Annotated in this window: 10 protein-coding genes and 1 pseudogene; 10 read left to right on the top strand and 1 reads right to left on the bottom strand. The window is 58.9% G+C overall.

Annotated elements, in window-relative coordinates:
- The first annotated feature begins 257 nt into the window (after nucleotides 1–257).
- The 9 genes and pseudogenes from tkt (at nucleotide 258) to D8U61_RS09420 (ending at nucleotide 8930) form a co-directional block, all read left to right on the top strand.
- The gene (gene tkt, locus D8U61_RS09465; RefSeq protein ID WP_024014622.1) at nucleotides 258–2255 is read left to right on the top strand and encodes a transketolase; all 1998 of its coding nucleotides are present in this window, start codon (nucleotides 258–260) and stop codon (nucleotides 2253–2255) included.
- Between the two features lie 151 nt (nucleotides 2256–2406).
- Nucleotides 2407–3459, top strand: coding sequence for an erythrose-4-phosphate dehydrogenase (epd, locus tag D8U61_RS09455; protein WP_071173875.1), 1053 nt, complete (start codon nucleotides 2407–2409; stop codon nucleotides 3457–3459).
- A gap of 12 nt (nucleotides 3460–3471) precedes the next feature.
- Entirely contained in the window at nucleotides 3472–4635 is a 1164-nt protein-coding gene (locus D8U61_RS09450; protein ID WP_130926809.1) for a phosphoglycerate kinase, read from the top strand.
- A gap of 34 nt (nucleotides 4636–4669) precedes the next feature.
- Nucleotides 4670–4891, top strand: coding sequence for a hypothetical protein (locus tag D8U61_RS09445; protein WP_016772786.1), 222 nt, complete (start codon nucleotides 4670–4672; stop codon nucleotides 4889–4891).
- A gap of 57 nt (nucleotides 4892–4948) precedes the next feature.
- Entirely contained in the window at nucleotides 4949–5281 is a 333-nt protein-coding gene (locus D8U61_RS09440) for an MliC family protein (protein ID WP_123443784.1), read from the top strand.
- Between the two features lie 263 nt (nucleotides 5282–5544).
- Nucleotides 5545–6609, top strand: coding sequence for a class II fructose-bisphosphate aldolase (gene fba, locus D8U61_RS09435; RefSeq protein WP_008081027.1), 1065 nt, complete (start codon nucleotides 5545–5547; stop codon nucleotides 6607–6609).
- 119 nt (nucleotides 6610–6728) lie between these two features.
- Nucleotides 6729–8152, top strand: a pseudogene (locus D8U61_RS09430) (IS1182 family transposase).
- Nucleotides 8153–8359: 207 nt separating this feature from the next.
- A complete protein-coding gene (locus D8U61_RS09425; RefSeq protein WP_232245467.1) occupies nucleotides 8360–8623 on the top strand; it encodes a helix-turn-helix domain-containing protein in 264 nt (87 codons plus the stop codon).
- A complete protein-coding gene (locus D8U61_RS09420; protein ID WP_232245466.1) occupies nucleotides 8616–8930 on the top strand; it encodes a HipA N-terminal domain-containing protein in 315 nt (104 codons plus the stop codon). Before D8U61_RS09425 ends, D8U61_RS09420 begins: the two co-directional genes overlap by 8 nt.
- Before the next feature lie 191 nt (nucleotides 8931–9121).
- On the opposite strand, the gene D8U61_RS09415 is transcribed toward D8U61_RS09420, so the two are convergent.
- Nucleotides 9122–9790, bottom strand: coding sequence for a polysaccharide lyase family 7 protein (locus D8U61_RS09415; protein ID WP_016772792.1), 669 nt, complete (start codon nucleotides 9788–9790; stop codon nucleotides 9122–9124).
- A gap of 312 nt (nucleotides 9791–10102) precedes the next feature.
- Here D8U61_RS09415 and D8U61_RS09410 point away from each other — a divergent pair, with 312 nt between their 5' ends.
- Entirely contained in the window at nucleotides 10103–12226 is a 2124-nt protein-coding gene (locus D8U61_RS09410) for an EAL domain-containing protein (RefSeq protein ID WP_024014617.1), read from the top strand.
- Nucleotides 12227–12238: the final 12 nt, after the last annotated feature.

The raw sequence follows: 12238 nt of genomic DNA, 5'->3' as shown, positions 1-12238 counted from the left end.
GGCTGGCAGTCTAGAGACGGGGGCAAGGCACCGCAAGGCCAATATCAAAAAGTTTTGATATTGCTCGATAAATGGCACTTCTCGGCGGACGGCAGTCTCTACAAACGAATAGCGGAAAGGTTTCACCAAGCGAAACCTGTGCTATCGATTGGAAAAACGCCTGCCGATGACTATCTGTCATTGCCCCGAGGCGCATGGGTGAGGGAAAATGCCCTCCTTTTTTCCGTTTCAGTCTATTCACACCCAGGAGATCAGCGATGCCTAGCCGTCGTGAGCGTGCCAACGCCATTCGTGCCCTCAGCATGGATGCCGTGCAAAAAGCCAACAGCGGCCATCCCGGTGCCCCTATGGGTATGGCAGATATTGCCGAAGTGCTGTGGCGCGACTACCTCAAGCACAACCCGAGCAACCCGTCGTTCGCCGACCGTGACCGCTTCGTGCTGTCCAACGGCCACGGCTCGATGTTGATCTACTCGCTGCTGCACCTGACCGGCTACGACCTGTCCATCGACGACCTCAAGCAGTTCCGTCAACTGCACAGCCGCACTCCAGGCCACCCGGAATTCGGTTACACCCCGGGCGTCGAAACCACCACCGGCCCGCTGGGTCAGGGTCTGGCCAACGCCGTCGGTTTCGCTCTGGCTGAAAAAGTCATGGGCGCGCAGTTCAACCGTCCCGGCCACAACATCGTTGACCACCACACCTACGTGTTCCTCGGTGATGGCTGCATGATGGAAGGCATTTCCCACGAAGTCGCCTCCCTGGCCGGCACACTGGGCCTGGGCAAGCTGATTGCCTTCTACGATGACAACGGCATTTCCATCGACGGTGAAGTCGAAGGCTGGTTCACCGATGACACGCCGAAGCGTTTCGAAGCCTACAACTGGCAGGTGATCCGCAACGTCGACGGCCACGATCCGGAAGAGATCAAGACCGCCATCGAAACCGCGCGCAAGAGCGCCCAGCCGACGCTGATCTGCTGCAAGACCACCATCGGTTTCGGTTCGCCGAACAAGCAGGGCAAGGAAGATTGCCACGGCGCCCCATTGGGTGACGCAGAAATCGCCCTGACCCGTCAGGCGCTGAACTGGAACCACGGCCCGTTCGAAATCCCGGCCGAGATCTATGCCGAGTGGGACGCCAAAGAAGCTGGTCGCGCGGTTGAAGCCGAGTGGGATCAGCGTTTCGCCGCTTACTCCGCTGCATTCCCGACTGAAGCCAACGAGCTGATCCGTCGTCTGAGCGGCGAACTGCCGGCCGACTTCTCGGAAAAAGCCTCGGCCTACATCGCCGAAGTCGCGGCCAAGGGCGAAACCATCGCCAGCCGCAAAGCCAGCCAGAACACCCTCAACGCCTTCGGCCCGCTGCTGCCGGAAATGCTCGGCGGTTCGGCTGACCTCGCCGGCTCCAACCTGACCCTGTGGAAAGGCTGCAAAGGCGTCAGCGCTGAAGATGCCAGCGGCAACTACATGTACTACGGCGTGCGCGAGTTCGGCATGACCGCGATCATGAACGGCGTCGCCCTGCACGGCGGTCTGGTGCCTTACGGCGCGACCTTCCTGATGTTCATGGAATACGCACGCAACGCCGTACGTATGTCGGCTTTGATGAAGAAGCGCGTGATTCACGTGTACACCCACGACTCTATCGGTCTGGGCGAAGACGGCCCGACGCACCAGCCGATCGAGCAATTGACCAGCCTGCGCAGCACGCCGAACCTCGACACCTGGCGTCCAGCCGATGCCGTGGAATCGGCAGTGGCCTGGAAAAACGCGCTGGAGCGCAAGGACGGCCCGTCGGCGCTGATCTTCTCGCGGCAGAACCTGCAGCACCAGGAACGCGATGCTGGCCAGATTGCCAACATCAGCCGTGGTGGTTATGTGCTCAAGGACTGCGCAGGCGAGCCTGAGCTGATCCTGATCGCCACCGGTTCGGAAGTCGGTCTGGCGGTTCAAGCCTTCGACAAACTGACCGAGCAGGGCCGCAAGGTTCGCGTGGTCTCGATGCCTTGCACCAGTGCGTTCGATGCTCAGGATGCGGAGTACAAGCAGTCGGTTCTGCCGTTGCAGGTCAGCGCGCGTATCGCCATCGAAGCGGCCCACGCCGATTTCTGGTTCAAGTACGTGGGCCTGGAAGGTCGCGTGATCGGCATGACCACCTACGGTGAGTCGGCGCCGGCTTCGGCATTGTTCGAAGAGTTCGGCTTCACCCTGGAAAACATCCTCGGTCAGGCTGAAGAGCTGCTGGAAGACTAAATCTGACAGTTGTGTTGTCCGGGCTGACGCCTTCGCGAGCAGGCTCGCTCCCACAGGGAAATGCATTCCAATGTGGGAGCGAGCCTGCTCGCGAAAGCGTTGGTTCAGGCAATATCGCACTGCCTGATTCACCACGGTAATCGAGAACCCCATGCCTCAACCGCGTCCCTACAAAGTTGCACTCAACGGCTACGGCCGCATTGGTCGTTGCGTCTTGCGGGCGTTGTTCGAGCGCGGCGCGCAGGCCGGGTTTGAAATTGTCGCGATCAACGACCTGGCCGACATGGCCAGCATCGAATACCTGACACGCTTCGACTCCACCCACGGCCGCTTTCCCGGCGAAGTGCGGGTTGAGGGCGATTGTCTGCATATCAATGGCGACTGCGTGAAGGTCCTGCGCAGTGCCACCCCTGAAGGCATCGATTGGGCGTCGCTGGGCGTCGATCTGGTGCTGGAATGCTCCGGCGCTTACCACACCCGTGCCGATGGCCAGCGATTTCTCGATGCCGGCGCGCCGCGCGTGCTGTTCTCGCAGCCGATGGCCAGCGAAGCGGATGTCGACGCCACCATCGTCTACGGCGTTAATCAGGACTGCCTGACCGGCGACGAACTGCTGGTGTCCAACGCCTCCTGCACCACCAACTGCGGCGTGCCGCTGCTGCGTCTGCTCGATCAGGCGATCGGTCTGGATTACGTGTCGATCACCACGATTCACTCGGCAATGAACGATCAGCCGGTGATCGACGCCTATCATGACGAAGACCTGCGCCGCACGCGTTCGGCGTTCCAGTCGGTGATCCCGGTGTCCACTGGTCTGGCACGCGGTATCGAGCGTCTGCTGCCGGAACTTGCCGGGCGAATTCAGGCCAAAGCCGTGCGCGTGCCGACAGTCAACGTGTCCTGCCTCGACATCACGATGCAGACCGCCACCGCGACTGACGCCAACGAGGTCAACCGGATCCTGCGCGAAGCCGCCACCAGCGGCCCGCTCAAAGGCCTTTTGGCCTACACCGAGTTGCCGCACGCCAGCTGTGATTTCAACCATGACCCACATTCGGCCATCGTCGATGCCAGTCAGACCCGTGTTTCCGGCCCCAAACTGGTGAACATCCTGGCCTGGTTCGACAACGAATGGGGTTTTGCCAACCGAATGCTGGACGTAGCAGACCACTATCTGCAAACAGCAACTTCAAAAAAACCGTAGGAAGTGCGACCCATGACCGTGTTGAAGATGTCCGACCTCGATCTGCAAGGTAAGCGCGTATTGATCCGCGAAGACCTCAACGTCCCCGTCAAGGACGGTGTTGTCACCAGCGACGCGCGCATCCTGGCTTCGCTGCCGACCATCAAGCTGGCCCTGGAAAAAGGCGCGGCGGTGATGGTCTGCTCGCACCTGGGCCGTCCTACCGAAGGCGAGTTCTCCGCCGAAAACAGCCTGAAACCTGTCGCCGACTACCTGAGCAAAGCGCTCGGGCGCGAAGTGCCGCTGGTGGCTGATTACCTCGGTGGTGTTGAAGTCAAGGCTGGCGACATCGTGCTGTTCGAAAACGTGCGCTTCAACAAGGGCGAGAAAAAGAACGCCGACGACCTGGCGCAGCAATATGCGGCCCTGTGCGACGTGTTCGTGATGGATGCTTTCGGTACTGCTCACCGCGCCGAAGGTTCGACCCATGGTGTCGCCAAGTTCGCCAAAGTCGCCGCTGCCGGCCCGTTGCTGGCCGCTGAACTGGACGCACTGGGCAAAGCCTTGGGCGCACCGGCCAAGCCAATGGCGGCCATTGTTGCCGGCTCCAAGGTCTCGACCAAACTCGACGTACTCAACAGCCTGAGCCAGATCTGCGATCAACTGATCGTCGGCGGCGGCATAGCCAACACCTTCCTCGCGGCGGCTGGTCACCCGGTCGGCAAGTCGCTGTATGAACCGGACCTGCTCGACACCGCCCGTGAAATCGCGGCGAAAGTCAGCGTGCCGTTGCCGGTTGACGTCGTGGTCGCCAAGGAATTTGCCGAAAGTGCTGAAGCGACTGTGAAGCTGATCGCTGATGTTGCGGCTGAAGACATGATTCTCGACATCGGCCCGCAAACCGCGGCCAACTTCGCCGAGCTGCTGAAATCGTCGAAAACCATTCTGTGGAACGGCCCGGTCGGCGTGTTCGAGTTCGATCAGTTCGGCAACGGCACCAAAGTGCTGGCCCAGGCCATCGCCGAGAGCTCGGCATTCTCCATCGCGGGCGGTGGCGACACCTTGGCGGCGATCGATAAATATGGCGTGGCTGAGCAGATCTCCTACATTTCCACCGGCGGTGGCGCGTTCCTCGAATTCGTCGAGGGCAAGGTGCTGCCTGCCGTTGAAGTCCTGGAAAGCCGGGCCAAGGCCTGAGGCTGCCCGTTTGGCCAGGCAAAGGAGTGTTCACATGGTCAAGTCGTTAGCGCTGTTGTTGCTGACCGGTACGCTGGCGGCCTGCGGGAGCACCCCGAAGGCTGACGCGACGCCAGCACCGAGCGAACCGCAGAAGGGCTGTTATCAAGCCGACTGGCAGGCCGAAACCAACCCGGTGCTGAACAAGCGCTCGGGTCCGGACGGCCTGGACAAATACGAGACGCAAACCCCGGTCAAGGAACATGGTTGTCCTTGACGGGTCTGACTCTTTAACTCAGGGCTGGCGGCATGCGTCGTCAGTCGAGGAACACGGATGAAAGGCTTGATCGCCATTGCGGCGTTGGCATTGTTGGGTGGTTGCGCGCAGTTGAGCCTGTTTCAGTCGTCGGCCCCGGCAGACGACTGGACGACCTGGACCTGCGACAGTCAGGCCAAGGTGTTGTGGCGTTACGCCGATGCCGGACAGAAGGAAGTCGACGTTCGCCTCGGCGGCGGTGATCAGGTCTATCGCCTGAAAGAAGAGCCGGGCGCCTCTGGCACGCTGTACAGCGATGGCATGCTGGCGTTTCACGTCAAGGGTGACGAGGGCCTGGTGTACTGGGTCGCCACCAATGACCTGATTGGCCGTGGTTGCAAGGCCGAGTAACACGATTGAATTGGTGTACAGAGATCCAAATGTGGGAGCGAGCCTGCTCGCGAAAGCAATCTTGCCGTCGATGATGCAGTGTCTGTCAGACCGCTTTCGCGAGCAGGCTCGCTCCCACAGGGATTCTCTGTTGTTCACACAGTTTTGGTAACACCGAATCACCAGACCGGGCCTCAACCCCCGATCTGCATTAACTTGAATAGCCGCCGCCGCTCCGGCAGGCTGGCACGATCAACGACCCTCAACCGGGAGAGACACACACAATGGCACTTATCAGCATGCGCCAGATGCTGGACCACGCAGCCGAGTTCGGCTACGGCGTTCCAGCCTTCAACGTCAACAACCTTGAGCAGATGCGCGCCATCATGGAAGCCGCTGACAAGACTGACTCCCCGGTGATCGTCCAGGCTTCGGCCGGCGCCCGCAAATACGCCGGCGCGCCATTCCTGCGTCACTTGATCCTGGCGGCGATCGAAGAATTCCCGCACATCCCGGTGTGCATGCACCAGGACCACGGCACCAGCCCTGACGTCTGCCAGCGTTCGATTCAACTGGGCTTCAGCTCGGTGATGATGGACGGCTCGCTGGGCGAAGACGGCAAGACCCCGACCGACTACGACTACAACGTCCGCGTCACCCAACAAACCGTCGCCATGGCCCACGCCTGCGGCGTTTCGGTAGAAGGCGAGCTGGGTTGCCTGGGTTCGCTGGAAACCGGCATGGCCGGTGAAGAAGACGGCATCGGCGCCGAAGGCGTTCTGGATCACAGCCAGATGCTGACCGACCCGGAAGAAGCCGCTGACTTCGTCAAACGCACCCAGGTCGATGCCCTGGCCATCGCCATCGGCACCAGCCACGGCGCCTACAAGTTCACCAAGCCACCGACCGGTGACGTGCTGGCGATCGACCGCATCAAGGAAATCCACAAGCGCATCCCCAACACCCACCTGGTGATGCACGGTTCGTCCTCCGTGCCACAAGAGTGGCTGGCGATCATCAACCAGTACGGCGGCGACATCAAAGAAACCTACGGCGTCCCGGTTGAAGAAATCGTCGAAGGCATCAAGCACGGCGTGCGAAAGGTCAACATCGACACCGACCTGCGTCTGGCATCCACCGGCGCCATGCGTCGCCTGATGGCTACCAACCCGAGCGAATTCGACCCACGTAAATTCTTCGGCGCCACTGTGACCGCAATGCGCGATGTATGTATCGCTCGTTATGAAGCGTTCGGTACTGCCGGCAATGCTTCGAAGATCAAACCGATCTCGCTGGAAGCGATGTACCAGCGTTATCTGAAGGGTGAGTTGAACGCCAAGGTCAACTGAGCCTGAGGGTTGAGCTGATTCAAAAGAAACCCGCCGAGACAGACTGTGTGAAAACCTAGCAATCTGCGCAGCGCTCAAAGAAAATGCTCCGTATCGAAAGATACGGAGCATTTTTCGTTATGGCCTACATCCAGGGACAGTCCCGCAGCCAGACCAGCCTGTTTCCGGTCTCGCTGGAAGAGTTGATCCCCGAGGATCACCTCGTTCGCGTTATCGATCTTTACGTCGCCAAGCTGGATCTGGTTCGACTGGGCTTTGATAAAGCACTTCCCAAAAGTACCGGCCGTCCCTCTTACGATCCAGCGGATCAGCTCAAACTCTACCTCTACGGCTATTTCCAGCGGATTCGCTCATCACGACGGCTCGAAGCCGAGTGCCAGCGCAACGTCGAAGTGATGTGGCTGATCAATCGACTCAAGCCTGATTTCAAGACCATCGCCGATTTCCGTAAAGACAACAAAGCCGCTTTTATCGCGACGTGCCGGGCCTTCGTGCAGTTTTGCCGCACAGCGGGGCTGATAACCGGCGAGTTGGTGGCCATTGATGGCAGCAAATTTCAGGCGGTCGCCTCTTCACGGCGTCATATGAATTTGAAGCGGCTCCAACATCAAGAGCAGAAGCTGGAGAAGCGCATCGCCCACTATTTGGCAGAGCTGGACGAGGCAGATAAAACCGAAGCCGGCGAGAAGATTGACCGCAATGCAATCAAGGCGACTTTGGCGCAACTTGAAGTCAGGCATTCCAATAACTTGACGTGCCAGGCGCTGATGAATCCATGGAGCTTGAGCAATTCAATACCCACGAAAGCGATGCGCGAATGCTGCGAACGCACAAAGGGCCTCGGGTCGGGTACAACGTGCAGACAGCCGTGGACGCTGAAAACTGCATGATCGTGCATCATGAAGTGACTCAGGACAGCGATGATCGCAAGCAACTTGAACCGATGGCCAAGGCCGCCAAGGAACAACTTTCACAAGATGAACTGACGGTCACCGCGGATGCGGGCTACTCCAATGGCAAGCAGTTCCAGGCATGTGAGGATGAGAACATCACGGCTTATGTGCCTGTGGCGCGATCACTCAACTCCTGCGGCAAGGAGCAGATATTTTTCGATCGAACAGCATTTGCCTACGATGCGTCGCAAGATCGATATCAATGCCCTGCCGGAAAATGGCTGATCTTTAAGCAGATCAGCAACAAAGGCCGGATCTACCAAGCGAAGGTCAGCGACTGCGCAAGCTGCACGATTAAAGCGAAGTGCACCGACGCCAAACGCCGATACATCTCGCGCCATCTGCACGAACAGGCTTTCGAGCGAATGGAGCAGCGAATGCAGGCACATCCCGAAATGATGGTCAGTCGACGAGCCATCGTCGAACATCCCTTCGGCAACCTTAAACAGTGGTTATTTGGTAACGCTCGCTTCTTGCTGCGACAGCTTGAAGGCGCGAGAGCTGAAATGGCCTTGGCGGTGAACGCCTACAACCTGAAAAGAGCAATTAACGTGTTGGGCGTGCGCCAGATGATGGCGCTGATGGGCTGAAACGCCTTTTTTCGTCTGCTGTGAGCACAAAAGCAAACGCCCCGTACAAGTCGGGGCGTTTGCTGGGACCGCCGTCAGTGCGTTTTCACACAGTCTGGAGAGGCGGGTTTTTTGTGGTGCAAACGTTGTGACAAGACATCGGCATCCTTTTGCTTGAAATGTCACTTAAAGGGGACTTTACTGGCGATAATCTATTTAAAGTCCGATATGGGTGACATTGTGCTCCTCGATAATCCAGCAACGTTTGCCCAGCGTATCCGCCAATTGCGCAAAGCCAAGGGCTACAGTCAGGCGTTGCTTGCGCATAGGGCTCATTGCAGCCGCAAAACCATCATCGATCTCGAAGCAGGCGAAAACGTCGCTTTTTATACCGTGTTTAGAGTCATTGCCGCGTTAGGCATGGCGTTGGAGATTGTCGATAACCGAATCGATCTCAAATCACTCGCCGAATTGGTGGAGCATGATGAGTAAGGTGAAACGACTGAATGTCATGACGCCTCAGGGCCATTCCGGCGAGTTGTCCAAAGGTTCGCAGTTTTCATTCGCTTACCAGTCAGCGTCGCCACTCAGGGAAGTTTCCCTGGTCATGCCCTATGACCCGACACCGTCGGTGAGCAGCCTATTGCAGCCCATCTTCGATATGAATGTGCCTGAGGGATATCTGGCCGACCAAATCAAGCGGCGCATGGCCAAGCATATGCAAGTGGATGAAATGCGCCTGTTGTCCGTCATTGGCGGTAATTTATCAAGCGGTGGAAAGGAAAAGGCTGATAAATGATAAGCGGTGTACCGCTACCGTGACATTTGCTTCTCAAAGTCGCGTATACGCGACATTTCGCCAAGGCAGCGGCCCGCATGTGGAGGTGGCGCAGTCCGCAGCCCACCCCTGAAGCCCTTGCAGGCTCACTCCTACAATTGGAGCGAATGTGGTCTGCAAGTTATGGGTTGTTTGTCATTTTTGGCGGCTAGTTACTTGTCGTGATCAATATCCAGTTTGGTAAACGTCACCTGCCCACCTTCGCTGGTATACCCGGTGTTGTCCTGCACATACACCCCAGCCTTGAAATACAGCGGCTTGTCGCGCCAGGTCGCGCTGATCTGTGAGTCCCATTGATACCCCGCCGCACTTACGCCCAGTGCGCCGCCGGGACTCAGGTGGATCAGGTAGTTGAATTCACGATCAAGCTTGACGCCGGTGGCGAGGGTGATGACGCGGCTTTCGGCGTCGTCCGGGCGCATGCGCACTTTGATCACCAGATTGCCGGTCTGGGTTTTTTCCTTGTACTGATATTCGAGCTTGACCATCGGCCGCTGGCTTTCGTACGCGTGGATCTGGCCAATGACGATCTTGCCCGAGCTCGGCACCTTGTTCACCGCGAGGGTGGCGCGCAGCAGGTTGTCGGCGTCCGGGTAGTACCAGTTGCGCAGGGTGCCGTTGCTGTAGGTTTCGCGCAGTTCTGTACGCGGGTAGATGGCGTTTTCGGTTTTCGAGCCAGTCACCGGGGACCAGAAGAACAGGGTGCCGGTGTCGGAATGGAAGTACTGATCCTTGAAGCCATCCACCAGTTTTGAGGTTTCGACGGTGTACGGCGGGCTGCCAACAGGAACGCTGAGGTTCCAGGTTGCGAGATCGATCATGACGGTTCTTCCAATCAATTCATCCGGAACGCCGGTGCCAGAAGCTCTAGCCCGCGCGTTTTCGGGCGTCTTTATAAGCGTAGCGGCAATTTTTGTTAATGCCCGCCCGGCGATTACTTGACGTCAAAGTCCTGTCGAAATGCCATCCCGCCCGGTTTTCGGGGGCTGTAGCGGTGACCGTTAGTCGGCTGGGTTGAGCATTGTTTAAATGATGGCGGGATGACAGCTTCTGCTTTCACCGATCCGCGTCTAGAGTGAAGGCTCAGTACGTCTATGGTTTTGCCGGCAACCGGTCCCGATAAGAGAAGCAGCATGGAATGCGCGCAACCCCAGCCAGGTGAAGGCAGCTCGGTCCTTTTGATCGTCGATGATTACCCCGAAAATCTGATCAGCATGCGCGCGTTGCTGCAGCGTCAGGATTGGCACGTGATGACCGCCGCCTCGGGTTTCGAGGCGCTGAACCTTTTGCTCGAACACGACATCGACCTGGTCCTGCTTGATGTGCAGATGCCCGGCATGGACGGTTTCGAGGTCGCACGGTTGATGCGCGGCAGCCAGCGTACGCGGCTGACACCGATCATTTTCCTCACCGCCAACGAGCAATCCCAGGATGCCGTGATCAAGGGCTATGCCAGTGGCGCGGTGGATTACCTGTTCAAGCCGTTCGATCCGCAAATCCTCAAGCCCAAGGTACAGGCGCTGCTCGAGCACCAGCGCAATCGCCGTGCCCTGCAACGCCTCAGTCATGACCTGGAAGTGGCGCGCGCCTTCAATGCCTCGGTGCTGGACAACGCCGCCGAAGGCATTCTGGTGTTGAGCGAGGACGGCGTGATCCGCTTCGCCAACCCGGCGATTTCGCGACTGCTCAATGCGCCGGTGAAGGATCTGGAAGGCAAGGAGTTTCTCGATTTCCTGCAGAAGCCACACATTCCCCTGTGGGCCGATTCCGAGTTCTACGCCGGCTACCAACGCGGTGAAACCCTGCGTCTGCATGATGCGTTGCTGCGCACGGCGCCGGGGCAGCAAGTGCCGGTGGCGTTGTCCTGCGCACCGCTGCCCTCGGAGCAGCACGCGATGGTGGTGACGGTGCTGGACATGTCGGTGGTGCGTCACTTGCACCAGCAACTGGAGTTTCAGGCGGTGACCGATCCGCTGACCGGGCTGCTCAACCGGCGCGGGTTCTACCAGACCGTGGAAAACCTGTTGTTGCGCGGCGAACGCAGCGACAGCAGTTGGGTGTTGCTCTACCTCGATCTCGATGGCTTCAAACGGGTCAATGATTCCCTCGGCCATGACGCCGGCGACCGCGTGTTGCGCTGGGTTTCCGAGCAACTGAAGGCGTGCCTGCGGCCGTTCGATATTCTCGCGCGCATGGGCGGCGATGAATTCACCGCGCTGCTGGATCTGGAGTTTCCCGAGCAAGCGGCGAAGATTGCCGAAAAACTCATCGAACGGGTATCGGTGTGTCAGCAGATCGAAGGTCTGGATATCGTTCTTGGCGCCAGTATCGGCATTGCTACTTATCCCGACTGTGGGCGCAATCTCGACGGTTTGCTGCGCGCTTCGGACATTGCCATGTACGAAGCCAAGCGTGCCGGGCGTCAGCAATATCGTTTCTATGATCATGAAATGAACGGCCGCGCGCGTTCGCGTCTGATGCTTGAAGACAGCGTGCGCGAGGCCATCGAAAACCGCGATTTCAATCTGGTCTATCAACCGCAGGTGGCGATTGGCAGCGGGCAGATCCGTGGGTTCGAGGCGTTGCTGCGCTGGCAGCATCCGAGCGTCGGCGATGTGCCGCCGGGGTTGTTTCTGCCGTTGCTGGAAGAGGCGCGCTTGATCAGTCGCCTCGGCAGCTGGATCTATCACCGTGGCGCCGGGCAGCGCAAAGCCTGGGAAACCTTGTTCGCCGAAGATCTGGTGCTCGGTGTCAGCCTGAGCAACACCCAGTTCGGCCTGCCGAATCTGGTCACCGAACTGCGACAGGTCATGGAACGCCATGCGTTGCAACCGCGGCAACTGGAAGTCGAGGTCACCGAAGAAGCGTTGATGCAAAACCCGGACGAAACCCGCAAGCAACTGCGGCTGCTGCGTCATCTCGGGGTGCGCGTGGCGCTGGATGATTTTGGTTCGGGGCCGTGCTCGCTGGCGCATCTGCGCGATCTCGAACTGGATACGCTGAAGCTCGACCGCCACTTGATCGCGCGCCTGCCGGACTCGCCACGGGATGCGGCGCTGGTGCGCATGGTCATCGACCTGTGCAAGCAATACGGTCTGCTGGTGATTGCCGAAGGAGTGGAAACCCTCGAGCAATATCAGTGGCTGCAAACCCATGGTTGCGAATACGTGCAGGGCTTCCTCGTCGCGCGGCCGTTGATCGCCGAAGACGCGGTCAGCTTCGTCGAACCGTTTGACTGGAGCGCGTTGCCCGGTTGAATTCGCTACACT

The organism is Pseudomonas sp. Sample_14, assembly GCF_004307515.1.
Lineage (GTDB): Bacteria > Pseudomonadota > Gammaproteobacteria > Pseudomonadales > Pseudomonadaceae > Aquipseudomonas > Aquipseudomonas atacamensis.
Note: the sequence above shows the minus strand (reverse complement) of the source record. Positions and strands in the feature narration are given on the sequence as shown.